The sequence below is a fragment of the Ensifer sp. YR511 genome (assembly GCF_900103045.1).
GTDB classification, from domain to species: Bacteria; Pseudomonadota; Alphaproteobacteria; order Rhizobiales; family Rhizobiaceae; genus Ensifer; species Ensifer adhaerens.
The window spans coordinates 453,006-474,306 of record NZ_FNGR01000002.1 but is presented as its reverse complement, the minus strand read 5'-3'; the positions used below and the strand labels follow the sequence as shown (position 1 = coordinate 474,306).

Sequence of the window (21,301 nt, the reverse complement as noted above, 5' to 3'; positions counted from 1 at the left end):
AGCATATACTGTAAATCGTCACTAAAGACTGTTTCTGGGTGGAGAGCAGGCATGACGAAATGGGTTTACACCTTCGGTGGGGGCAAGGCCGAGGGACGTGCGGGTGATCGTGAGCGCTTGGGTGGCAAGGGCGCCAACCTTGCCGAGATGTGCAACCTTGGCCTGCCGGTTCCGCCGGGCCTGACGATCATCACCGATGCCTGCAACAGCTTCTTCGACAATGACAGGCAGATGCCGGATGGCCTGCGCGACCAGGTGCGCGAGGGGATCAGCCGGATGGAAGAGGTGACCGGCCGCGTCTTCGGCGACACCTCCCGTCCGCTGCTGCTTTCGGTTCGCTCAGGCGCGCGCGCGTCCATGCCCGGCATGATGGACACGGTTCTCAACCTCGGTCTCAACGATCAGTCGGTACATGCGCTTGGCCATGACGCCGGTGATGCCCGTTTTGCCTGGGACAGCTATCGTCGCTTCATCCAGATGTATGGCGACGTCGTCATGGGCGTCGACCACGACGTCTTCGAGGAAATCCTCGAGGACGAGAAGGCGCGCCTCGGCCATGAGCAGGATACCGAGCTTTCGGCGGTGGAGTGGCAGAGCGTCATTGCCCGTTACAAGGAAGCGATCGAGGAAGCGCTGGGCGAACCCTTTCCGCAGGATCCGGAAGTGCAGCTCTGGGGCGCGATCGGCGCCGTGTTTTCGAGCTGGATGAACCCGCGGGCGATCACCTATCGCCACCTGCACGCCATCCCCGCCGCCTGGGGCACCGCCGTCAACGTCCAGGCAATGGTCTTCGGCAATCTCGGCAATTCGTCGGCGACTGGCGTTGCCTTCACCCGCAACCCCTCGACCGGCGAGAACGAGCTTTACGGCGAGTTTCTGGTCAATGCACAGGGCGAGGACGTCGTTGCCGGCATCCGCACGCCGCAGAACATTACCGAAGCGGCGCGCCTTGGCTCCGGCTCCGACAAGCCCTCGCTCGAAAAGCTGATGCCGGAAGCCTTCGCCGAGTTTCGCTCGATCTGCGATACGCTCGAACGCCACTATCGCGATATGCAGGATCTGGAATTCACCATCGAGCGCGGCACGCTCTGGATGCTGCAGACGCGCTCCGGCAAGCGCACCGCCAAGGCGGCGCTGAAGGTCGCGGTCGATATGGCGGAGGAGGGGCTGATCTCCGAACAGGAGGCCGTTGCCCGCATCGATCCCGCCTCGCTCGACCAGCTGCTGCACCCGACGATCGATCCGCATGCGCGCCGCGACATCATCGGCTCGGGCCTTCCGGCCTCGCCGGGGGCTGCGACGGGCGAGATCGTCTTTACCTCGGAGGAAGCGGTGCAGGCCGACAAGGAAGGCCGCAAGGTCATCCTCGTCCGCGTCGAGACCAGCCCTGAAGATATCCACGGCATGCATGCCGCCGAAGGCATTCTGACGACCCGCGGCGGCATGACCAGCCACGCCGCCGTGGTTGCCCGCGGCATGGGTACCCCTTGCGTTTCCGGCGCCGGCAGCATTCGTGTCGACCTTCGCAACGAAACGCTGACCGCCGGAGGCGTGACGCTCAGGAAGGGTGACGTCATCACCATCGACGGCTCGTCCGGCCAGGTGCTGAAGGGCGCGATCGCCATGCTGCAACCGGAACTTTCCGGGGACTTCGGCAAGATCATGGCCTGGGCGGACGCCACCCGCCGGATGACCGTCAGGACCAATGCCGAAACGCCGGCGGACGCGCGCGCCGCTCGCTCCTTCGGCGCCGAAGGCATCGGACTCTGCCGCACGGAACATATGTTCTTCGAGGACGACCGCATCAATGTCATGCGCGAAATGATCCTCGCCGACGACGAAGAAGGTCGCCGTTCAGCGCTCGCCAAGCTTCTGCCGATGCAGCGCTCGGATTTCGCCGAGCTGTTCTCGATCATGCACGGCCTTCCGGTAACGATCCGCCTGCTCGACCCGCCTCTGCACGAGTTCCTGCCGAAGACCGACGAGGAGATCGCCGACGTTGCCGGCGCGCTCTCGCTCGATCCGTCGGAACTGCGCCAGCGCGTCGATGAACTGCACGAATTCAATCCGATGCTCGGCCACCGTGGTTGCCGGCTGGCCATCTCCTATCCGGAGATCGCCGAGATGCAGGCGCGTGCCATCTTCGAAGCCGCCGTTGAAGCGGCGCACGAGACCGGAGCGGCCGTCGTTCCCGAAATCATGGTGCCGCTTGTCGGCCTCAAGGCAGAGCTCGATTACGTCAAGGCGCGCATCGATGCGGTCGCCAAGGAGGTGATCGGTGAGGCGGGTATCGACATCGACTATCTCGTCGGTACCATGATCGAATTGCCGCGTGCAGCCCTGCGCGCCGGCGTCATCGCCGAAGCGGCCGACTTCTTCTCCTTCGGCACTAACGACCTGACGCAGACGACCTTCGGCATCTCGCGCGACGACGCCTCGCAGTTCCTGGCGACCTACCAGCAGAAGGGCATCATCGAGCAGGACCCCTTTGTCTCGCTCGATTTCGACGGCGTCGGCGAACTGATCCAGATCGCAGCCGAGCGTGGTCGTCGCACCAAGAACGGTCTGAAACTCGGTATCTGCGGCGAACACGGCGGGGATCCGGCCTCGATCCGCTTCTGCGAGGACGCCGGCCTCGACTACGTCTCCTGTTCACCCTTCCGCGTGCCGATCGCCCGGCTCGCCGCGGCCCAGGCCGCGATCAACGGCAAGGGGTAACGTCTATCGCCAGCGCCGCCCAAGCGGCGTTGGCTCGGCATGATCCGCTTTACCTGGCCTGGACGATCACCGGTCGTGAGACGATGACCGGCCGGTCCCAGCCCCACATCATCATGTCGTTCTGGTAGCGGAATGCGCGCGATTCGGCGCGGCGGTCGAGCTCGATCCGCTGCAGGCAGGTGGCAAACGCATCGGTGCCGCGGCGGAAGCCGTAGGACGCGCAGGTGTTGCCGTCGGCGATGCGCCGTTCCTCCGGCGTCATCGTCTGGCATGCCGTCAAGAGAAGCGCGGCTGCGATAAGGATGGACAGTCGTTTCATCATGGTTCTCGCGCCTCCTGGGCGCAACCGGATCGTGTGAGGCCGTACCGGTCTGCGTCTCGCCGTGAGCAATCGAGCGGCACACCACTCAACGCCTCGAATCACAATCAATATAGGGACTTGTATCGAGAATCGAAACGAACGTTGCCAATTCGGTGTCGTGTCGCGGTTGTAGGCGAGGGCACCTCACACCCGTCGTTGACGGGTGTGTGTGTGAGCCTGTTCCGGAGGGGGGCGGGGTGTGATCCCTGCGCGATTGTCCGATTGCGCGTAATCCGCTGCCAAAACGCATTCACCGTCGCTGGCGGCCTCGCCCAGGGGTATGGTTAGAGTTGTCCCTGTGAGAGGCCCGCTACATGCGTTCCAGCACGCCGACAAAGGATTCGGCGAAGCGCTCGAGGTCGCGCGTGGTGTCGCTGGGATGTTCGATACGGACGGCTCGGCCTTGTTCGTCGAGGCAGGCAAACAGGATCGAAGCGTCGCCTCCGGCATCAGGCAGACGGAGCACGGCAATGCTGCGGCAGTCTTCGATCAGATCAGAAGCGGGCAGGGCAAACAGAAACTCACCGCCGACGTTGTCAGCAACCGCGCGGACGAAGCTGGTGAAATCGGCATTGTTGCCGGAGAAACCATCGAGGGAGAGTTCGAGCTCAAGGAGCCCCATGGGGATGCCGCCGTCTCCGGCCGGAAGGGCAGAGGGGGTGGCGATGGCCACGGCTGCTTGCGATGCGCCCATGTCGGTTCTCCGTCGATTGCCGAGCGCCCTCGTTTGATGTTGCGCGCTGGCCGTTGCCTCCGATTGAAACTCCGCGTGCCCTTTAAATCCCGGGCGCGCGGGCACATTCCCATGTGTTGATAGGTGGTTAACGAGAATGGCGATTTTGCGGCGAACTGTAAGGTAGGCCCGGAGCGCGGTGGCGGACTGCCGCATTGCCTGTTCCCTCGGCTCGGGGCATGATCTAAGAATGCGGTCTGTTTCGCGGCAGGGAATTGATTCAACTATATGATGGTCCGGTACGAGCGCCCCTATTCCTTTGCAGCCCACTGGGCGCGCCGCTTCGCCCGTGTCTCGTTCCTGCTCTTTGCGCTCTCGCTGCTGGCGCACCGCTTCGGTCCGCTGACGACACCGCATTTCCTCGCCCTTGTCGGCCTCGCCGGCGTCTTTGCGCTGATGGGCGTGCTGTTTGCCGTCGTCGGGTTGGCGCGCTTGTGGCAGGTTGCGGCGATTGGTGGCCTGGCGTCTGCTGCGGCGCTTGTCTACGCCGCGCCGACGCTCGGCTTTATCGGCTATGGCGTCGTCCAATATCTGACCCGCCCGGAAATCTACGACGTCAGCACGGATACGGTGACGCCGCCGCCGTGGCTCAAGGTGCCGCAGGCGGAAGAGAGCTGGCTGAAGCGCAAGGCGGCGGTAACGCCTCAGGACCGTGAAGCGCAGATCCTCGCCTATCCGGCTCTGACCGGCCGGCGCTACGATGGCGCACTCGACCGCGTCTATCAGGGGGTGCGCAACGTCATCGAACAGAGCCGCGTCGGCATCACCGAAGAACTTGGTGTCGAGAACGCCCGCGCCGATCTGGAGGATCTGGCAGTACGGCCGAATGCGGGCGCGGATACGAACGCCGAACCGGAAAATGTACCCGTTCCGGCGGCGCGCCCGGAGATGGCTCTCGAAGGCGCGATTGCAGGGCGCCGCGCCAGCGATGTCGTGCTGCAGGGCGAGTGGCGCACGCTGATCGCGGGTTTTCGTTTCGATGTATTGATCCGGCTGCGCGAAGAGGCGGAGACCACCTTCGTCGACCTGCGCGTCGCCTCGCGTTACGGGCCTCATGATCTCGGCATGGGCGCCGCCTTCGCCGATCAATTCCTGCGGGCGCTCGATGCCGAGCTGTTGGGCATTGCCGGCGACTGATCGGCGGAGTGCCCGCCAGAAAACGTCATTCGTCTACGAGGGCTTTGCGACCACCCAAGTCGGCTGTCGGCTCGCCCGCTGGCCGTAGCCAGCCGCGATAACGCACGATCAGGCCGGTCAACGGGCTTGCGACCTCCACGTGGAAATGAAACAGGCCGTCACGATCCTCCTCGAACGTCCGGCCACCCGGCGCAAGCAGTAAAGGAAGCGGAAGGCCGAGAAAGGACCAGGCGCGAACCGAGAGATGCAGGCGGTTTTCGGCGGGCTCAAGCGCGCACAGGACACGGAACGGTCCGAAATCTTCCGCGAGCAGTGGTTCGTTCCGCCTCTCGGCCTTCCGTTGCGAGCTGCGCAGGACTTTCCCACCGAAGCGTCGGGTCCAGACTTCCCGACCACTGCTGCATGCGAAGTGGATTTCAACAGGGACGTCAGCGCCTGCACCGGGAAAGCCGAGCATGGAGGCGACGAGCCGAGCCCCTATCGAGCTGCCGCGCTCGATGACCGCACGTCCGCGAAAGGTGGCATGCCCCTCTGACAGGTGGTGCAGGGCGCGGATCGACGCGGGCAGGTGGTTCCATTGCCGGCCGAGGATCTGGCGGTAAAGGCTCTGTTTTTGGACCATGTCTTCCATCGTCATGCGATGAAGCGCCCACGCTCCTCAGGCGTCGGCACCATGCAGCTCTGGCGGCGGCCGGCGATGCGGTAGCGGTTTCTCGCCACGAGATCATAGAGCGGATCGCGAAGGACAGCGGGCAGGATCCGGCAGATGTTGGCGAGCGACCACGGCAGACCCAGCCGCGCAAGCGTGCGGATCGATCCGTCGGATTTGACGCGGGCGATGCCGTCCTCGATCAGCATGTTGCTCTCGAAATGGACGGTATCGAGCCCGTAGTGCCGGTAGAGCGCTTGGCCTAGCGGCGACTGTGCTGTCAAATAGCGATATTGCGCCCGTCGGTCGTGGCGAAGCAGAAAGCGCACCCAGCCGGAACAAAAGATGCATTCGCCGTCGAAGACGATCACCGGCTTGTCGTCGGCAAAGGTGGGCACGGAAGCATCATTGCGATAGCTGTAGGCCTCGCGCCGCATGATCAGCCCGCTCCGCCGGGCGCCAGCCGGTAGGCGCCGAGAAGCGAGGGCGGGCCATCGGTTTCGATCCGTCCCTGTTCGATCAGGTCTTCGAGATGGGCGAGCACCGAAAGTGCCGCCGCCCCATGCAGCCGCACGTCGGTGGACGCATAGATGACCTTGACCATGTCAGGGATATGGCTGTCGCCGGCGCGGATGCGTTCGAGCACGGCACGCTCGCGCATCTTGCGGTGGGCGCGCAGGCCGCGAAGGAAGGAGGCAGGCGCGATCACAGGTCCGCCATGGCCGGGCAGGTAGAGATGCTCGTCGCGGGAAAGCAGCTTTTCGAGCGAGGCCATGTAATCGGCCATGGCGCCATCGGGCGGCGCGACGATCGTCGTCGCCCAGGCCATGACGTGGTCGGCGGAAAAGAGAATGCCGGTGCCATCGAGCGCGAAGGCCATATGGTTGGCCGTATGGCCGGGCGTGGCAAGCCCCGTCAGGCTCCAGCCGTCGCCCTCGATGCGCCCGCCGTCGGCAAGCCCGAGATCGGGGACGAACTCCATGTCGGAACTCTCGGCGAAAGGATTGCTCTCGCCCGCATGCAAGGGACGGGCGGAGCGATGCGGGCCTTCGCCGACGACCACCGCACCTGTGGCAGCCTTCAGCCGGCGCGCCAGCGGCGAGTGGTCGCGATGCGTGTGGCTGACGGCGATATGGGTGACCTCGCGGCCGGCGAGCGCCGCCATCAGCGCCTGGAAATGCGCCTCGTCATCGGGACCGGGATCGATGACGGCAACGGAACGTCTTCCGACGATATAGCAGTTGGTTCCGTGAAAGGTGAAAGGGCCGGGATTGTTGACCGTGATGCGCTGCACATCGTCCGCAACCGTCACGGCCTCGCCATGGGCCGGCTTGAAATCGAGATCGAAGTCCGGGCCCTGCATGCGTCTCTTCCTGGATTTCACTTGTATTCGATCTCGATGAACGACATCGGCTCGTTGCCGGCATTGACGACGTTGTGAGCCATGCCCGCCTCACGGCGGTAGGCGGCACCCTTGGCGATATCGACCCGCCGGCTGCCCGCCTCTTCCTCGAGCAGGAACTGGCAGTCGGTCATCGGCACCACCACATAGCCGAGCCCGTGCACATGGTGACCGGTGTCGGCGCCGGGCTCGAAATCCCAACGGGTGATCCTGACGACCGTGTCGTCGACGAGTACGGTTGGAACGGCAGGGGGGCGGGCGCGAAACTGGCTCATGAAATTCTCCATCTGCCGGGACAATAGGAGGTGCGGTCAGCGAAGGGAAGGGTACATCCGGTACCCACGGCGCGCGCCCTTCGGCGTCGTCGCCAACAAATCCGCCGAAAATTCAACTTAGTGCCAACTTAGTGATTGTGACGGGCGGCGAGCTTTGATAATCAGGCGCTCGATTTGGCGGACGTATTGTCCCGTCAATCCGTTGGGGCGTCGCCAAGCGGTAAGGCACCGGTTTTTGGTACCGGCATTCCCAGGTTCGAATCCTGGCGCCCCAGCCACATTTTTCCAGGCAGTTGATCCATTGGGCGGGCGATCGCGCGCCGGATTTGCATGCACTCTTGTCAAGTCATCTTGCAACTGACACGCTAGTTTCGTTGATTCCAACATGTGTGAGGGAGAAGATGGCTCACAAATTCGAAATCTACAAAGACAAGGCTGGCGAGTTCCGTGTTCGCTTCAAGTACAACAGCGAAGTGATGTTCTCGACCGAGGGCTACAAGACCAAGGCCAGCGCGCAGAACGCCATCGACTCGATCAAGAAGAACGGTCCCGACGCGCCCGTCGAGGACAACAGCGCCGGCTGAGTTCGACGCAATCCCCTAGAAAAAACCCGCCGATTTTCACCGGCGGGTTTTTTGTTTGTTGGTTTAGCCTGCGGTTGCCGCCGGCTTGGTCTGGGCCGGGGCGCCGAGGAACTCTTCGCACCAGCTCGGGCCTTCGGCACGCTTGCGGTCGCCGGCAATGTGGATCGAGCGGATGACGTAGTCGGACGAGACGGTCAGTTGCACCGCGCAACTCAGATACTCGGTGCGCGCCGAGGAAATGCGCTTGCCGCGCTTGCCGTCCTTGGCGGTTTCGTACTGCGCCGGGATCTTGCGGGTCTTGTAGCCGCCCTTCCAGCTATAGACCGTGGAGCTGCCGCTTTCGACGTCGGAGATCGGCGGACCGTACTGGGCGAAGAAGCCGCCGGCCGGCTGGCCGAGCCAACGGGCTTCGACTGCGTTCCTGGAAATCCCCGTCCCGGTCGTCGTGCAGCCGGCGAGCACGAGCGCGAGGCCCGCCACCGTCATCATGCGGAAGTTCATGTTTCTGCCCCTTTGGCTCTCGTTCTGAAATCGGCATGGCACGGAAGCCCGTATCCCCTGGCTTTCCGCGCTTTCCGTTGAGCCTCTAGCGCCAAAAGAGACGAAAGGAAATGCACGCAGCGGTTCCTGTTCCAGGAAATTATGAAGCGTTGCAGAAAGTCCCTATCACGCGCATCTCCGGGGCGCCGTTGGCGCCGACCAGGGCCATTTCGCGCCTACGTTTTCCACCGTCACGATTTTTTTGGAAAAGGCGCAATGTTTTTCGAGATAGGCGCTTGTGAAATCAAAATGCCTGTTCTATAGAGGCGCCGCTGGTCACGGAGTGTAGCGCAGTCTGGTAGCGCACCACGTTCGGGACGTGGGGGTCGCAAGTTCGAATCTTGCCACTCCGACCAGCCAAATCAACCGCTTAGCCGATCTTTCCCGAAATATGCGCCAAAGCGCGGATCGACTGCGGACTGCTTCAATCATCACTTCTATATGCATTTGTATCTTGCGCCGCGTGACGCTGTGGTCTTTTCGGATGAGCGGGCGGATTACGTCTTTTCTCACCGGCAAACGCCGCCTGGCTCAATCGAAACGGCTTTGCACTGTTCGCGTGGTTCAGTCGAAAAGGCTTGAAACGCTTTGCTCTCGCGCGGTTCGGGCAAGGGCTTCTCCGAGCAGCGGCGCGACGGTGACGCGGCGGATGTTGGCGGTCTGGCGTTGCGATTCGGTGTCTTGAATGGAATCGGTCAGCACCAGTTCCCTGAGGTTGCTGGCGCCAATACGCTCGCAAGCCCCCTCGGAAAGCACGCCGTGGGTGATGTATGCCGAGACCTCTCTGGCGCCCGCTTCCAGCAAGGCGTCAGCCGCATTGATCAAGGTCCCGCCGCTATCGATGATGTCGTCGATCAAGAGGCAGGTCTTCCCGAAGACGTCACCAATGATGTTCATGACCTCCGACACGCCGGCGCGGGGGCGCCTCTTGTCGACGATCGCAAGATCGGTGCCAATGCGCTTGGCGATGCCGCGAGCCCGCGCCACGCCGCCGACGTCAGGCGAAACGATCATGAGATTCCCGACGTCGTAGCGCTCTTTGATGTCGCGGGTCGTCACCGGCGCCGAATAAAGGTTGTCGGTCGGGATATCGAAAAAGCCCTGAATCTGGTCCGTATGCAGATCGAGCGTCATAACGCGATTAACACCCGCGCCGGCGATCATGTTGGCGACCAGCTTCGCCGAAATCGGTGTGCGGCCGGTGGCGCGGCGGTCCTGACGGGCATAGCCGAAATAGGGGATGACGGCGGTGATCCGGCGCGCAGACGAACGGCGCAGCGCATCGGTCAGGATCAACAGTTCCATGAGGTTGCCGTCGGCAGGAGCACTGGTCGACTGGAGGATATAGACATCCTCGCCGCGCACGTTCTCGTGAAGTTGAACGTTGACTTCCTGGTCGGCGAAGCGCCCGACCGTACAGTCCGTGAGGGGAAGATTGAGATATCTGGCAATGGCTTCGGCAAGGGCGCGGTTGGAGTTACCGGTCACCAGCTTCATGAGCGCAATCCTGTTACAGGGAGCCTTTGAGGCAGCTTTAGAGCCTCGCCGGTGGATTCACAACCAGTGCTGCACATTTTTGTGACGCAACCGGTTTGGGTTGTTTGAGATGGCTATTCGCGACGCTGCACTCCGGTGCCTTAATGTCTGCGCAAATGTCGTTCGTCGCCGCTTAAAAGCCGTTGGTCGAATAGAGGTGTATTCGCAACGGGGTTGCTCTGTCGGCATGCGGGCGAAGCCTCTAGGTTCCCGCCATTCAATCACGGACGACGGGGAACGCGAATGTCGATCAAGCATCTTTCCATTGCGACGGTTCTGCTGGTGGCCGGCCATTCGGTGGCGGCGGCGCAGAGCTGCGAGAAGAATTTCAAGGCGAGCGGCGTTCCGCTGGTGACGCCTGTTTTCTATAAGACCTGGCAGGAGTTCCCGAAGCTGAAGCCCGAGACCGCTCTGCAGCGGATGGCGCGGGGCGTCGCGGCGGAAGGCTTTTCCGGGATCGAGATCAACAAGGCACTCGGAACCATCGAAGCTTATCAGGATACGGCAGGCTCCGGGCGGCTGCAGACATTGCGAGTCGTCGCCCGCAAGCGCGGTTCAGGCACGCGGGTTGATGCGATGTTTGATATTCAGGTGGGGCAGGTGGCCACCAAGCAGGTGGTGCAGGAAGGCCTTTGCAACATCATCCGGTCCGCGACCGAATAGGTGCCGCGCGCAGGTCTTTTACACGATCTGCGCGAGATTCTGCGGACAAACAACTATTATCTGCTCTGCCCACTTGACGCGGAAGCATGGTGTGCGAAGTCATTCGCCATGAAGAGAAGCACACCAGTGCATCCGCGTGTTTTCGGGTAAGAGATGACCTATTAATTTCATTGATACTTCCGTCGCATATTGCGCGACACCATGAGCGTGGCCCTCGCTTGGCGAGGGTCACGCCATTTCAAATGAAAGCAATCAAAGCGTCTACCGGTATGTCCGGTCGAGCGAGATCTTGCTTTTGGCCTGGACACTGCATGCGGCCCTGTGGCTGCGCGTTGCATTGCTGAAATTGACTTTAAATGATTGTTGCATGCTCGATCGACAGGCGCTTCGCGGAACTCGCGGGTGTCATGCTTTACTCGTTCGAAAAGAACGGTGGCATTCCAGATGCGCAGGTCTTTATCCTAGGTGACGGGCTGCGGGCGTCCGACAAGGAGATGCTGCAAGCCTGTGCCAAACGGAAGCTGTGCTTCATCGATGTCGAAGGCGACATTCTCTCAAAAATCTCAGGCCTGAAGACGACGAGCTACTGGAGCCGCGCTACCTACGCTCGACTGTATCTGCCGGAATTGCTAGCCGACCGGCACGACCGTCTGCTCTACCTGGACGCTGACACGCTGATCAAAAAGAGCCTGGCACCACTGGCCGATCTGTCGTTTGAGGGCAGGGCCGTTGCAGCCGTTCCCTATGATGACCCGACGCGTTTCAATCCGTCGCTCGGCCGAGAGGCGAACACACCCTACTTCAACGCGGGAGTCCTGCTGGTCGATATCGATGCCTGGAACGCGCAGGACTACACGGCTCGCATTGCCAGGCTGCTTCAGGCGCGTTCGTTCGATTTCTTGGATCAGGACGTACTGAACCTTACGACCGAAGGGAATTTCGTTCATCTCCCCGGCCACTGGAATGCGCAGAAGGGGTGGGAAGACTATTCTCAAGCTTCCATCGTGCACTTCACTCACGCCAAGCCGAACACGAAAGAATGCGAGCACCCGGAGAAGGCGACGTTTCTGGAGTACCGGAAACAAACGCCCTGGCGTTCGGCGCGACTAATCACAAATCGCGACCGGCGCATTCGCACGCTGCTGCTATCGATCAGAAAGAAGTGGCAGTGGCTCTCGGCGTTTGCTCGGTAGCTGCGCTTGACTTGTGTAGGGGCGGTGCGGTGCGGGCCGCATAGCACCGCCGCCCGCCATGCGCTCGGTCAGCCCCGCTTTTCCAGGCCGTTCAGCACGGATTGCGCGGCGGCCTGTGCCTCCAGCATCGACGTGAAGTTGCCTTGGGCGGGGTAGGTGACGCCGCGGAACTTGATGACGAAGCACCATTTGCCGTTGATGCGTTTCTCGACCTTTACGGTGGTTTCCGGTTGCTTGTCGGTGCTCACCCTGTCGTCTCCCTGATTCGGCATTCTTGCGCCAAGGCCGCCCAGATACGCCGAGGAGAGCGGTTCTGTCCACCGCAGGGTGCGCGACCGTCGATGCAAATGTTCCGGGCGAGGGGGTGAAGGCGAACGTCGCGTCCGGTTTCATTAGTCCATAGTCAGGCGGACTGTCCCACGGCGTTCGGAAACGGTGAAACAGCCCTATCGATCCTCATGATCGACGCGCCAAGTTACGAATGCGGCGTTGGATTGATAGTCGTGATCGCGCGAGGCTTGCGTCATGGTGAAGCGATTACCAGCGTTGTTTCATTTTGAAACAGCGCCTCTCCGGCTTGATAACGCCGCAACGGAACCTTGACCTCGGCGATCGCGGCGCCGACGCAGGCCGTTTATTGTTCACATGGAAACGACGTGTTCGCAGATTGGTGTCTTATCAGCGTGAACAATCGGGGCGATATTTCCATCAACACTTGTTTTTGCCCGAGAGGCTCAGATGTTGAAGGAACCAATTTTTAACTTTCGCGAGATCGCCATTTGGTCCGCTATTCTTGGCAGCGTCGTCGGCTACCAGCTTTGGCAGCACGCCGATCCTGCGCCGCTGACGATCACTCTTCCTGCGATCGAGCAGCAGCTTTGATGGATGCCTGCGGAGTTGCGCCTCCGGCAAGCTGTCGAAATGCGTCCACGGCGATCACCACTGGTTCTCAGCCGTCCATGCAAAATAAAAAGGGGCCGCTCCGGCCCCTTTTTGCTGCGTGCGATGTCGCTCACCCGTCGATGTCGTCGATGATCTCCACGGCCCTGCCGGCGGAGACGCGGCGGACTTCGGCTTCCTCGCGGCGACCGGCGAAAAGTTCGGTCGCCATCAGCTGGTCGGCAAGGTCGGCCGGCAGCGAGAGGATGACGCGGGCGTCTTCCGTGTGGATGCCGCCGAGCGCCGAGCGCTTGGCGGTGATCATGCCGCCCGCCACCGTGTTGTTGGTGTCCGGATCGATCAGGATGAACGCGCCGGTGGTGCGGTTCTGCTCGTAGGTGTCGAAGATCGCCTGCTCGTCGAAGGCAAGATGCACCTTGCCGATGGCGTTCATCGGCAGCTGATCGGCCTGGTTCCACTTACCGGTCTGGAGGTCAAGCTGGCTTGCCGGCTGCACCTGGACGCGCTGGCGTCGGCTGCCACTCTTCAGCCAGTAGCGCTTGCCGGGCTGGATGCCTTCGGCTTGCAGCGCGACGAGCTGGGCGTCGAAGGAAAGACCGGTCAGCGGCTGGCTGTCGATCGCGACGATCATGTCGCCGCGCGAGACGTCCACCTGGCGGTCGAGCACGAGCGTGATCGCGTCGCCGGCGACCGCTGCGTTGCGCACGAGATCGAAGGTGACGATCTTGGTGACGTTGGCAACCATGCCCGAGGGCAGGATGACAACACTGTCGCCGGGTTTCACCGAGCCGCCGGCAACCGTGCCCTGATAGCCGCGGAAGCTTTCGCCGGGCCGCGAGACGCGCTGCACCGGCAGGCGGAAACCAACGGTCTGGGCCGAACGGGTGGTTGCCAGCTCCAGTACCTCGATCAGCGTCGGGCCGTCATACCAGGGCATCGAGGCGCGGCCGTCGTAGACGACGTTCTCGCCCTTTAGCGCCGAGACCGGGATGGCGATGACCTGGCGCACGCCAAGCGACAGCGCCAGCTCGCGGAACTCGTGGCTGATCTCTTCGAAACGGGCGCGGTTGTAGTCGGTGAGGTCGATCTTGTTGACCGCCAGCACGAACTGCTTGATGCCCATCAGCGTCGCGATCGTCGCATGCCGGCGGGTCTGTTCGAGCAGTCCGACGCGGGCGTCGACGAGCAGCACGGCGAGATCGGCGGTCGAGGCGCCGGTCGCCATGTTGCGGGTATATTGCTCATGACCGGGCGTGTCGGCGACGATGAACGAGCGCTTGTCGGTCGAGAAGTAGCGATAAGCGACATCAATGGTGATGCCCTGTTCGCGCTCGGCCTGCAGCCCGTCGAGCAGCAGCGCGAAATCGGGAAGGCCAAGATCGTTCTGCTTGCCTTTGGAATCGCGCTGAAGCGTCGCTGCCTGGTCTTCCTTGACCGCCTTGGTGTCCCAGAGCAGGCGGCCGATCAGTGTCGACTTGCCGTCGTCGACCGAGCCGCAGGTGATGAGCCGAAGGGGACGGCTGTCACGGGTGGCGCGCGCCGGCTCCTGCGCCGGGAAAGCGAGAACTTCGCCAGCTGCAACGTGCTCGACGGCATTCGCGGTTGCGGGTGCGGTCATCAGAAATATCCTTCGCGCTTCTTCTTTTCCATCGAGCCGGATTGGTCACGGTCGATGGCGCGGCCCTGGCGTTCGGAAACGGTCGCGGTTTCGAGTTCGGAGATGATGTCGTCGAGCGTCGTCGCGGTCGAACGGATGGCGCCGGTCAGCGGGAAGCAGCCGAGCGTGCGGAAGCGGATGACTTCTTCGCGCTTGGTCTCGCCAGGCAAAAGTTCGAGGCGCGGGTCTTCGGCGAGGATCATCATGCCGTCGCGTTCGACGATCGGGCGCTTTTCAGCAAAGTAGAGCGGTACGATCGGAATGTCTTCGGCCTGGATGTAGCGCCAGATATCGACCTCGGTCCAGTTGGACAGCGGGAAGGCGCGCACGCTCTCGCCCTTGCGGATCATGCCGTTGTAGACGTTCCAGAGTTCCGGACGCTGGTTGCGCGGGTCCCAGCGGTGGTCGGGCGTGCGGAAGGAGTAGATGCGCTCCTTGGCGCGGCTCGCCTCTTCGTCGCGACGCGCGCCGCCGAAGGCAGCATCGAACTGGCCGGCGTCGAGCGCCTGGCGCAGTGCCTCGGTCTTCATGATGTCCGTATAGAGCGCCGAACCGTGGGTGAACGGCGTGACGTTCTCGGCGGCACCGCGCGGATTGACGTGCTCGATCAGGTCAAGGTCGTAGCGCTCGACGATCTCGTTGCGGAACGCGATCATCTCGGCGAATTTCCAGCCGGTGTTGACGTGCAGCAGCGGGAAGGGAACGCGGCCGGGATAGAAGGCCTTGCGTGCCAGATGCAAGAGAACCGAGGAATCCTTGCCGATCGAATAAAGCATGACCGGGCGCTCGAACTCGGCGGCCACTTCGCGGAAGATGTGGATCGCTTCGTTTTCCAGCGCCTTCAGATGCGGATCGAGCGGCGGCTTGGCACTCTGCGGATTATGCAGTTCCGTTTCCGGATGGATGTGGGGCATTTCAGTCTCCGGGAGGATTTGTCTTCGGATGAGCGCGCCAGCCTCAGGCGGCGCTGCTCGAATTGGGGATGATGGAGCTTGCGGCGGCCTCGGGAACATGCAGACCACATTCGCGCTTCTCGTCGTTCTCCCACCACCAGCGGCCGGCGCGTTCGGGCTCGCCGGGCTTGATGGCGCGGGTGCAGGGCTCGCAGCCGATCGAGGGATAGCCGCGGGCGTGCAGCGGGTTGACCGGAACGGCGTGCGTGGCGACGTAGCTGTTGATGGTCTCGATGTCCCAGTCGGCCAGCGGATTGATCTTGATCAGGCCGCGTTCGGCATCTGCCTCGGCAAAGGGCGTGGAGGCACGGTTGCCCGACTGGCCGCGGCGCAGCCCGGTAACCCAGAAGCTTGCTCCTTCGAGTGCGCGCGCAAGCGGCTTCAGCTTGCGCACGTCGCAACAGGCATGTCGCGCTTCGACGCTTTCATAGAAACCGTTGAGACCGTAGCGCGCCGCATAGGCGTCGATGTCGGCCTTTTCCGGATGGTAGCGCTTGATCAGGATGTCGTAGGCTTCTTCCGTCTTGTCGATCAGCGCCGCGGTCTCATCGAAGAGACGACCGGTCTGAAGCGTGACGACATCGACGGCAAGCTTGTTCTTGCCGATCGCGGCGGTAATCACCTGATCCTCGATGCCGAGCGAGGTCGTGAAGACTGCCCGCCCTTCAAGGCTTGCAACGAGCGCCAGCCGCCCGGCGAGATCCAGGCTTTCGAGCCTCTCGTTCAGTGCCTTGGCGGTGGTTTCGAGGGATGACGTGGTCATGGCTGCGTCCTGTTCCAACTTGGGCGGAATATCGCAGCCGAACAGGACAATGGACAGAAATAGCGGTTTCTAATGCTGTTTGTTTGGAGCAAATCTGCCTCTCAGATCGAAAAGCAGCGAAAAACCGAATATAGGCTAGTAATTTACTAGATTAATACTGTATGTGGCAAAAGCTAGAGACGCGAACCCTGCGGCTCGCGTCTCCTTGTTTTGCGGCCGAAGCCTGATCGTCAGAACTCCGCCCAGCCGTCCTCCTGTGGTCGCGCGCCGCCGCGATAGGCGCCGGCGAGCTTGCGGGTCAACGCACGTGCGGGCGAGGGGGCTGCACTTTCCGTGGCACCACTTGCCACGAGGCGTGGTCCTGCCGAAGAGCCGATGCCGGTCCTGAAGCGCATCAGGAGGTCGTTGAGCGCGCCGGCCTCGCGGGCAAGGCTGTGGCTGGCGGCGGTCGATTGCTCCACCATCGCCGCATTCTGCTGCGTGCCCTGGTCGATGGCATTCACCGCCGTATTGATCTGCTGGATGCCGGCTGCCTGTTCGCGGGCGCTTTCGACGATCGCCGTCACGTGGTTGCTGATCTCCTTGACCTCGACGATGATGCTTTCGAGTGCCGCGCCGGTCTCTCGCACCAGGGTGACGCCGGATTTGACCTGCTGGCCGGATGTGGCGATCAGCACCTTGATCTCCTTGGCAGCCTGAGCCGAGCGCTGGGCAAGCTCGCGCACTTCCTGGGCGACGACGGCAAAACCCTTGCCCGCCTCACCGGCGCGAGCCGCCTCGACGCCGGCGTTGAGCGCCAGGAGGTTCGTCTGGAAGGCGATGTCGTCGATCACGCCGATGATGCTGGAGATCTCCCGCGACGAGGCTTCGATGCCGCTCATGGCGGTGACGGCATTGCCGACGATTTCGCCGGATTTCTCCGCAGCACCACGGGTGCGGATGACAAGCGTGCCCGCCTCTTCCGCGCGCCGGCTGGCATCGGCGACGGTGGTGGCGATCTGGTCGAGCGCGGCTGCGGTTTCCTCGACCGAGGCGGCCTGTTGTTCCGTGCGCTTGGAGAGGTCGCCGGCGGCGGAGCGGATTTCGCTGGCGCCGGCATTGATGCTGCGGGCATTCTCCCCGACCGAGCGCAGTGCCTCTTCGAGGTTGGTGACCGAGCTATTGAAGTTGGTTCGCAGCGCGTCGAGCCGTTCTGCAAGCGGCGTGTCGATGCGGAAGGTCAGATCACCTTCGGCAAGGCGATCGAGACCAAAGCCGAGCGCGCTGACTGCCGCCCGGACCTCGGCCGCCTCTTTCGCCTTCTGTGCCTCGCGCTGTTCACGCTCGCGTTCCGACAGCGAACGACCGGCTTCGGCCTCTTGCTCCAGCCGCTCGCGTTCCAGCGCATTGTCTCGGAAGACGGCGACAGCGCCGGCCATCTGGCCGATTTCGTCGCGGCGACCTTCGCCGAAGATCAGTGCCTTGAGATTGCCGGCGGCAAGCTGGCGCATGGCTTCGCGCAGGCTCGTCAGCGGGCGCAGCAGGCCGGCAATGACGAACCAGACGGTCGCGCCAAGCATGAGCAGGGCGAAGCCTGCAATCACGCTTTGCCAGAGTGTCAGGTTGTCCTTCTCGGCATTCGCCGCTTCGAGCTCGCCGTTAGCCTCGGAAAGCTGCAGCTTGATCAAGTCGCTGATTGGCGCGGCGAGGGGATCGACTGATGAGTAGAGCTTGGTATCGACAAAGCGTTCGAGTTCGGCCTTGTCCTGACGTTGCATGATCTGCACGAGATCGCGGATCGACGCATCACTTGCGATGCGCGCCCTGTCGAAAATCTCGGTCAGCGTCTTTTCCTCCGGCGTGAGCCGTGTGGCTTCGTAGGTGCGCCAGCGCGTATCGATGGTCGCAAGCGCCGTGTCGATCGCTTTTGCGCCGGCCGCCCAGTCCAGGGCGCCGCTGCGGACCTTATGGGTCGTGTCGACGATTTCGACCGCATACATGTCGGACACCGTCTTCAAGTGGTCGACCGGCAGCAACCGGTCGGCGATAATCGATTCGGTGCGTTTGGAGATGGAAGTCAGCGCACTGAAGGCCGTAACGATCATGACCAGCATGGCGACGGCGAGCAGGGACAGACAGACGAGCAGGCGTGCTTTGATTGTCATGAATAACGCTCCGCGGTTGCCCGCAAGGCAAATCATCCTCGGCCGATGGCCGCGGGCACGGCCGCAAAGGCATCGGTAAGTGAGCTCGCCTTGGCAGGGGAGTGATGTCGATGATGGGATGGAGCACGCGATATTACGCGGCGAAACTGCCGTCATGGCATGTTCGCCCAGCGTTCACTCCGTCTCATATAGACATAACAACCGGAGATTAAGAATGGCTAAATTTTAAGCTGTTGATTAAAGTTCGCGCAACCCAAGATTATCGCAACCATAGGCGGTGGCTGTCTGCGATGCTCAAGAAGTGTTGAAGACCGCGTCCTTTCGCAAACCGCTCTTCGGGTTCAAGCTGCCACCTCTCCGAAACAGGCGAAGGAGCAGGGACATGTTGAATGCCATTTCACGCCGTGGCGTTGTCGCAATCATCCTGACGGGGCTTCTGGTTACCGGCGCCTATGCCCATCACGGATGGTCCTGGGCCGAGGCCGACCAGATCGAGCTCAAGGGCACCATCCGCGAGATCTCGATGGCGCCGCCGCATCCGACCTTACAGGTGGAGTCGTCCACGGATGGCATGTGGCACGTCGAACTCGGCAATCCCCGCCAGACGGAGCGCTCAGGCTTTGTCGAGGGATCGGCCAAGGCCGGTGACGAGATCATCGTTCTCGGCAACCGTTCGCTCGACCCGAACGAAAAGCGCATGAAGGCGGTGCGCATCACGGTCGCCGGCAAGACCTATGACATCTATCCGGAACGCATCCGGGCCGGTGGATGAGCGGCGCGGAACTCGTCGAGTGGATCGCCGGCTGGCCGGTGGGCGCGGCGCTCAGACGCTCGGCGATCCTCTATCTTGTGGTCAACGCGGCTCATATTCTCGCGATCGGCCTGCTCATCGGCGCGATCGTACCGCTTGATCTGAGGCTGCTCGGGCTTGTCGGTGATGCGCCCGTCGCGGTGCTTGGACCCTTTCTGGCGCAAGCGGCTGCGATCGGCCTGGCGATCGCGATCGTCACCGGCTTTTGCCTCTTCAGCGTCAGGCCTTCGGCCTATCTCGCCAATCCGGCGTTTCTGACCAAGCTCGCGCTGCTGGCAATCGGAACGCTCAATGCACTGTCGGTCCGCGCGGGTACGGCCTGGTCGGTCGCGCGCGCAGGGGGAGCGGTTGCGTTGCGCCTGCGTGCGCAGGCGCTTGCCTCCTTGGTCACATGGCTGGGTGCTCTGCTCGCCGGCCGCTGGATCGGCTTTCTCTGACGCTGATCCTATCGCTCGCCTGCCGTTCTCCACGCAGGAAGGGCAGGCTCCTGTTCGACCGTTCTTCCTCGCACGAACTGCAGCGTTGTCTCGGCCACGCGTTGGCCGAGATGACTTGCCGTCTCAAGATCGGATGGTGGCGGCGCCAGATCGGCGCCCTGGTCGACATAGGACTGGGCGCCGGCGCCCAGCCAGAAGCCAAGCCGGTTGAGATCGTCAGGTGATCCTTTGGTCGAGTGGTTGGCCGGTGGTAGGTCGAGGTTGATCCAGTGCATGCCATGCTGGGCAGCAAAGAGAGCAAGTTGCATCAGCGTCGCGAGTTTATCGCCCGAGGCGGTTCCCGAGTTGGTGAAACCGGCAGCAAACTTGTTTTTCCAAAGGTAGCCCTTGGCCATCACGGCACTGGAACTCGCTTCCTGAAATGACTTGAACGCGGCTGACTGGCCTCCGACATAGGTCGGCGTGCCGAAAATGATCGCCTCGGCCGAGCGGAGATCGTTCCAGCGTGCCGGTGCATCCTCAACCGCTAGGAGCAGACCTTGTGCGCCGTCGACGCGCTCGATACCGGCTTTAACAGCCCTGGCCTGGCGTGCCGTGTGCCCGTATCCGCTGTGGTAGATGACGGCAATGCATATGTTGCTCATGGTTTGGTCTCCTATGGTTGGGTGTTGGGCCTGCCGGGCGAGTAGAGGCACGCGCCTTCGGCGCGTGGCAGGTTAAGTTTGGTTGGAGCAGGGGCGATCAACAGAGCTGTCGGCTCTGGTGCCTGTGCGCGGGAGCGCGATCGTTAGGGCGCGGTCACCCGTCGCTCAATGAACGGCCGGAGCATCGAGATATGTCAGCGCTTCTGGGAGGTGTTTTAGCTTGTCCGGATTGCGCGTGACATAGATGACGGTGATTCTATCCCGCTCGATCTCGATCGCGGTGGTCTGCAGGACCCCGCCTTCGATGGTGATAAAACCGGGCAGCCCATTGATGAATTCGTAACGCACGAGCCGCGACATCGCCCGGGCAAAGATCAGCCTCAGCGAGGCGTGCAGCATTATCACCTCGTCTATTCCGACGATCGGCCGTCTTGGCGCCACTGTCTTGCCGCCGCCGTCGGCATAGACGATCGCGCCGGTCGCAAGCAGCGAACGGAGCTTGTGCAAATCGCCGCCACGGGAAGCGGCAAAGAAGGCGGCGGCGATTTCCATGCCCTGTTCCCGTGGCATCGCAAATCGGCGGCGGGTCTCGCGGACATTGACACGGGCACGACTGGCCAGTTGACGGCAGGTTGCTGCCTTGCGGCCGAGCGTCTCGCCGATTTCATCGAAGCTGACACCGAAGACGTCGTGCAGCAGGAAGGCCGCTCGTTCCAGCGGCGACAGGCGTTCCAGTGCCATCATCAGAGGCAGGGTAATGTCGTCGAGTTCGTCGCACTGCTCGACGACCGGTTCCGGCAGCCATGGCCCGAGGTAGGTTTCGCGTCGCCGCCGCGCCGACTTCAACTGGTTGAGGCAAAGGCGTGTCACGATCCGGCCCAGAAACGCCGATGGTTCTTTGACGGCCGCACGGTCGGCGTTCAGCCAGCGCAGGAATGCTTCCTGTACGACATCTTCGGCTTCGCTGACGGAGCCCAGCATGCGATAGGCGATGCGGATCAGTCGCGGGCGTACCGCGCCGAAGGTCGTTCTGACGTCTTCGTCGGTCATCCCGGCCATCACGCGCCCCGCTGCGATATGGCGCGGCCGGCCACGAAATGGCTAGCGCGCACAAGGGGCCATGATGGCATCACCGCTGCGGCAGTCCCATGCGGATCGGGCTTCGCTGTCATCTTCGTCTCCTTCATCTCAAGCACTCGAG

23 protein-coding genes and 2 tRNA genes are annotated in these 21,301 nt (G+C 62.5%); 10 read left to right on the top strand and 15 right to left on the bottom strand.

The genetic code is table 11. The features are described 5' to 3' along the window. Nucleotides 1–51 precede the first annotated feature (51 nt). Nucleotides 52–2,718, top strand: coding sequence for a pyruvate, phosphate dikinase (gene ppdK / locus BLU15_RS06860; protein ID WP_034801313.1), 2,667 nt, complete (start codon nucleotides 52–54; stop codon nucleotides 2,716–2,718). Between the two features lie 49 nt (nucleotides 2,719–2,767). On the opposite strand, the gene BLU15_RS06855 is transcribed toward ppdK, so the two are convergent. Continuing rightward, nucleotides 2,768–3,040 (bottom strand): hypothetical protein, encoded by a 273-nt coding sequence (locus tag BLU15_RS06855; protein ID WP_034801317.1) that lies wholly within the window; start codon nucleotides 3,038–3,040, stop codon nucleotides 2,768–2,770. A 349-nt stretch (nucleotides 3,041–3,389) separates the two neighbouring features. Further along, nucleotides 3,390–3,773, bottom strand: a complete 384-nt coding sequence (locus BLU15_RS06850; RefSeq protein WP_060516284.1) for a hypothetical protein — start codon at nucleotides 3,771–3,773, stop codon at nucleotides 3,390–3,392. Between the two features lie 267 nt (nucleotides 3,774–4,040). On the opposite strand from BLU15_RS06850, the gene BLU15_RS06845 reads away from it, so the two are divergent. Further along, nucleotides 4,041–4,949, top strand: coding sequence for a DUF1499 domain-containing protein (locus tag BLU15_RS06845; protein ID WP_090294749.1), 909 nt, complete (start codon nucleotides 4,041–4,043; stop codon nucleotides 4,947–4,949). A gap of 25 nt (nucleotides 4,950–4,974) precedes the next feature. On the opposite strand, the gene BLU15_RS06840 is transcribed toward BLU15_RS06845, so the two are convergent. Genes BLU15_RS06840 through BLU15_RS06825 form a run of 4 tightly spaced genes read right to left on the bottom strand, consistent with a single transcriptional unit; the run spans nucleotide 4,975 to nucleotide 7,275 of the window. After that, on the bottom strand, nucleotides 4,975–5,571 hold the full coding sequence (locus BLU15_RS06840; RefSeq protein ID WP_162731933.1) for a DUF4166 domain-containing protein: 597 nt from the start codon (nucleotides 5,569–5,571) through the stop codon (nucleotides 4,975–4,977). Between the two features lie 11 nt (nucleotides 5,572–5,582). Next, nucleotides 5,583–6,035 carry a thiol-disulfide oxidoreductase DCC family protein gene (locus BLU15_RS06835; protein WP_089045184.1) on the bottom strand — a complete coding sequence of 151 codons (453 nt, stop codon included), beginning with the start codon at nucleotides 6,033–6,035 and terminating at the stop codon, nucleotides 5,583–5,585. 2 nt (nucleotides 6,036–6,037) lie between these two features. After that, complete coding sequence (locus tag BLU15_RS06830) at nucleotides 6,038–6,961, bottom strand: MBL fold metallo-hydrolase (RefSeq protein ID WP_090294746.1); 924 nt, start codon at nucleotides 6,959–6,961, stop codon at nucleotides 6,038–6,040. Between the two features lie 17 nt (nucleotides 6,962–6,978). Continuing rightward, a complete protein-coding gene (locus BLU15_RS06825; RefSeq protein WP_089045186.1) occupies nucleotides 6,979–7,275 on the bottom strand; it encodes a cupin domain-containing protein in 297 nt (98 codons plus the stop codon). Nucleotides 7,276–7,478: 203 nt separating this feature from the next. Between BLU15_RS06825 and BLU15_RS06820 the strand changes: the two genes are divergently transcribed. Both BLU15_RS06820 and BLU15_RS06815 read left to right on the top strand, forming a co-directional pair. Beyond that, a tRNA-Gln gene (locus BLU15_RS06820) sits at nucleotides 7,479–7,553 on the top strand. Between the two features lie 123 nt (nucleotides 7,554–7,676). After that, nucleotides 7,677–7,859 carry a YegP family protein gene (locus BLU15_RS06815; RefSeq protein ID WP_034801332.1) on the top strand — a complete coding sequence of 61 codons (183 nt, stop codon included), beginning with the start codon at nucleotides 7,677–7,679 and terminating at the stop codon, nucleotides 7,857–7,859. Nucleotides 7,860–7,922: 63 nt separating this feature from the next. Here the strand turns inward: BLU15_RS06815 and BLU15_RS06810 are convergent, their stop codons facing one another. Beyond that, complete coding sequence (locus BLU15_RS06810; RefSeq protein WP_090294744.1) at nucleotides 7,923–8,360, bottom strand: hypothetical protein; 438 nt, start codon at nucleotides 8,358–8,360, stop codon at nucleotides 7,923–7,925. Between the two features lie 318 nt (nucleotides 8,361–8,678). Here BLU15_RS06810 and BLU15_RS06805 point away from each other — a divergent pair. Further along, nucleotides 8,679–8,755 (top strand) — tRNA-Pro (locus BLU15_RS06805). A gap of 208 nt (nucleotides 8,756–8,963) precedes the next feature. Here the strand turns inward: BLU15_RS06805 and BLU15_RS06800 are convergent. Then, nucleotides 8,964–9,896, bottom strand: coding sequence for a ribose-phosphate pyrophosphokinase (locus tag BLU15_RS06800; RefSeq protein ID WP_090294743.1), 933 nt, complete (start codon nucleotides 9,894–9,896; stop codon nucleotides 8,964–8,966). A 288-nt stretch (nucleotides 9,897–10,184) separates the two neighbouring features. On the opposite strand from BLU15_RS06800, the gene BLU15_RS06795 reads away from it, so the two are divergent. Together BLU15_RS06795 and BLU15_RS06790 are read left to right on the top strand one after the other, a co-directional pair. Continuing rightward, nucleotides 10,185–10,598: a hypothetical protein gene (locus BLU15_RS06795; protein ID WP_034789415.1), complete on the top strand. Its 414-nt coding sequence runs from the start codon at nucleotides 10,185–10,187 to the stop codon at nucleotides 10,596–10,598. Between the two features lie 356 nt (nucleotides 10,599–10,954). Beyond that, nucleotides 10,955–11,791 (top strand): glycosyltransferase family 8 protein, encoded by an 837-nt coding sequence (locus tag BLU15_RS06790; RefSeq protein WP_090294741.1) that lies wholly within the window; start codon nucleotides 10,955–10,957, stop codon nucleotides 11,789–11,791. 68 nt (nucleotides 11,792–11,859) lie between these two features. Here the strand turns inward: BLU15_RS06790 and BLU15_RS06785 are convergent, their stop codons facing one another. Continuing rightward, nucleotides 11,860–12,039: a hypothetical protein gene (locus tag BLU15_RS06785; protein ID WP_034789185.1), complete on the bottom strand. Its 180-nt coding sequence runs from the start codon at nucleotides 12,037–12,039 to the stop codon at nucleotides 11,860–11,862. Between the two features lie 490 nt (nucleotides 12,040–12,529). On the opposite strand from BLU15_RS06785, the gene BLU15_RS39470 reads away from it, so the two are divergent. Next, complete coding sequence (locus BLU15_RS39470) at nucleotides 12,530–12,673, top strand: hypothetical protein (RefSeq protein WP_090294740.1); 144 nt, start codon at nucleotides 12,530–12,532, stop codon at nucleotides 12,671–12,673. 130 nt (nucleotides 12,674–12,803) lie between these two features. Here BLU15_RS39470 and cysN read toward each other — a convergent pair whose 3' ends face one another. The 4 genes from cysN to BLU15_RS06760 form a co-directional block, all read right to left on the bottom strand. Continuing rightward, nucleotides 12,804–14,309, bottom strand: a complete 1,506-nt coding sequence (cysN, locus tag BLU15_RS06775; protein ID WP_060584201.1) for a sulfate adenylyltransferase subunit CysN — start codon at nucleotides 14,307–14,309, stop codon at nucleotides 12,804–12,806. Further along, nucleotides 14,309–15,262: a sulfate adenylyltransferase subunit CysD gene (gene cysD, locus BLU15_RS06770; RefSeq protein ID WP_060516276.1), complete on the bottom strand. Its 954-nt coding sequence runs from the start codon at nucleotides 15,260–15,262 to the stop codon at nucleotides 14,309–14,311. The genes cysN and cysD overlap by 1 nt, the downstream gene beginning before the upstream one ends. A gap of 43 nt (nucleotides 15,263–15,305) precedes the next feature. Continuing rightward, on the bottom strand, nucleotides 15,306–16,064 hold the full coding sequence (locus tag BLU15_RS06765; RefSeq protein WP_034789190.1) for a phosphoadenylyl-sulfate reductase: 759 nt from the start codon (nucleotides 16,062–16,064) through the stop codon (nucleotides 15,306–15,308). A gap of 230 nt (nucleotides 16,065–16,294) precedes the next feature. Continuing rightward, on the bottom strand, nucleotides 16,295–18,208 hold the full coding sequence (locus tag BLU15_RS06760; RefSeq protein WP_090294738.1) for a HAMP domain-containing methyl-accepting chemotaxis protein: 1,914 nt from the start codon (nucleotides 18,206–18,208) through the stop codon (nucleotides 16,295–16,297). 382 nt (nucleotides 18,209–18,590) lie between these two features. Between BLU15_RS06760 and BLU15_RS06755 the strand changes: the two genes are divergently transcribed. Both BLU15_RS06755 and BLU15_RS06750 read left to right on the top strand, forming a co-directional pair. Continuing rightward, nucleotides 18,591–18,980 carry a DUF6152 family protein gene (locus BLU15_RS06755; protein ID WP_034789195.1) on the top strand — a complete coding sequence of 130 codons (390 nt, stop codon included), beginning with the start codon at nucleotides 18,591–18,593 and terminating at the stop codon, nucleotides 18,978–18,980. Then, a complete protein-coding gene (locus tag BLU15_RS06750) occupies nucleotides 18,977–19,456 on the top strand; it encodes a DUF6644 family protein (RefSeq protein WP_090294736.1) in 480 nt (159 codons plus the stop codon). Before BLU15_RS06755 ends, BLU15_RS06750 begins: the two co-directional genes overlap by 4 nt. Before the next feature lie 8 nt (nucleotides 19,457–19,464). On the opposite strand, the gene BLU15_RS06745 is transcribed toward BLU15_RS06750, so the two are convergent. Together BLU15_RS06745 and BLU15_RS06740 are read right to left on the bottom strand one after the other, a co-directional pair. Continuing rightward, nucleotides 19,465–20,100 carry a flavodoxin family protein gene (locus BLU15_RS06745; RefSeq protein ID WP_060516274.1) on the bottom strand — a complete coding sequence of 212 codons (636 nt, stop codon included), beginning with the start codon at nucleotides 20,098–20,100 and terminating at the stop codon, nucleotides 19,465–19,467. 165 nt (nucleotides 20,101–20,265) lie between these two features. Then, nucleotides 20,266–21,150: a sigma-70 family RNA polymerase sigma factor gene (locus BLU15_RS06740; protein ID WP_309139230.1), complete on the bottom strand. Its 885-nt coding sequence runs from the start codon at nucleotides 21,148–21,150 to the stop codon at nucleotides 20,266–20,268. Nucleotides 21,151–21,301: the final 151 nt, after the last annotated feature.

What these genes read in the sequence shown, in the direction of transcription:
- ppdK (WP_034801313.1), top strand. Translation starts at nt 52, where the DNA reads ATGACGAAATGGGTTTACACCTTCGGTGGGGGCAAGGCCGAGGGACGT.
- BLU15_RS06855 (WP_034801317.1), bottom strand. Translation starts at nt 3,040, where the DNA reads ATGATGAAACGACTGTCCATCCTTATCGCAGCCGCGCTTCTCTTGACG.
- BLU15_RS06850 (WP_060516284.1), bottom strand. Translation starts at nt 3,773, where the DNA reads ATGGGCGCATCGCAAGCAGCCGTGGCCATCGCCACCCCCTCTGCCCTT.
- BLU15_RS06845 (WP_090294749.1), top strand. Translation starts at nt 4,041, where the DNA reads ATGATGGTCCGGTACGAGCGCCCCTATTCCTTTGCAGCCCACTGGGCG.
- BLU15_RS06840 (WP_162731933.1), bottom strand. Translation starts at nt 5,571, where the DNA reads ATGGTCCAAAAACAGAGCCTTTACCGCCAGATCCTCGGCCGGCAATGG.
- BLU15_RS06835 (WP_089045184.1), bottom strand. Translation starts at nt 6,035, where the DNA reads ATGCGGCGCGAGGCCTACAGCTATCGCAATGATGCTTCCGTGCCCACC.
- BLU15_RS06830 (WP_090294746.1), bottom strand. Translation starts at nt 6,961, where the DNA reads ATGCAGGGCCCGGACTTCGATCTCGATTTCAAGCCGGCCCATGGCGAG.
- BLU15_RS06825 (WP_089045186.1), bottom strand. Translation starts at nt 7,275, where the DNA reads ATGAGCCAGTTTCGCGCCCGCCCCCCTGCCGTTCCAACCGTACTCGTC.
- BLU15_RS06815 (WP_034801332.1), top strand. Translation starts at nt 7,677, where the DNA reads ATGGCTCACAAATTCGAAATCTACAAAGACAAGGCTGGCGAGTTCCGT.
- BLU15_RS06810 (WP_090294744.1), bottom strand. Translation starts at nt 8,360, where the DNA reads ATGAACTTCCGCATGATGACGGTGGCGGGCCTCGCGCTCGTGCTCGCC.
- BLU15_RS06800 (WP_090294743.1), bottom strand. Translation starts at nt 9,896, where the DNA reads ATGAAGCTGGTGACCGGTAACTCCAACCGCGCCCTTGCCGAAGCCATT.
- BLU15_RS06790 (WP_090294741.1), top strand. Translation starts at nt 10,955, where the DNA reads ATGATTGTTGCATGCTCGATCGACAGGCGCTTCGCGGAACTCGCGGGT.
- BLU15_RS39470 (WP_090294740.1), top strand. Translation starts at nt 12,530, where the DNA reads ATGTTGAAGGAACCAATTTTTAACTTTCGCGAGATCGCCATTTGGTCC.
- cysN (WP_060584201.1), bottom strand. Translation starts at nt 14,309, where the DNA reads ATGACCGCACCCGCAACCGCGAATGCCGTCGAGCACGTTGCAGCTGGC.
- cysD (WP_060516276.1), bottom strand. Translation starts at nt 15,262, where the DNA reads ATGCCCCACATCCATCCGGAAACGGAACTGCATAATCCGCAGAGTGCC.
- BLU15_RS06765 (WP_034789190.1), bottom strand. Translation starts at nt 16,064, where the DNA reads ATGACCACGTCATCCCTCGAAACCACCGCCAAGGCACTGAACGAGAGG.
- BLU15_RS06760 (WP_090294738.1), bottom strand. Translation starts at nt 18,208, where the DNA reads ATGACAATCAAAGCACGCCTGCTCGTCTGTCTGTCCCTGCTCGCCGTC.
- BLU15_RS06755 (WP_034789195.1), top strand. Translation starts at nt 18,591, where the DNA reads ATGTTGAATGCCATTTCACGCCGTGGCGTTGTCGCAATCATCCTGACG.
- BLU15_RS06750 (WP_090294736.1), top strand. Translation starts at nt 18,977, where the DNA reads ATGAGCGGCGCGGAACTCGTCGAGTGGATCGCCGGCTGGCCGGTGGGC.
- BLU15_RS06745 (WP_060516274.1), bottom strand. Translation starts at nt 20,100, where the DNA reads ATGAGCAACATATGCATTGCCGTCATCTACCACAGCGGATACGGGCAC.
- BLU15_RS06740 (WP_309139230.1), bottom strand. Translation starts at nt 21,150, where the DNA reads ATGACCGACGAAGACGTCAGAACGACCTTCGGCGCGGTACGCCCGCGA.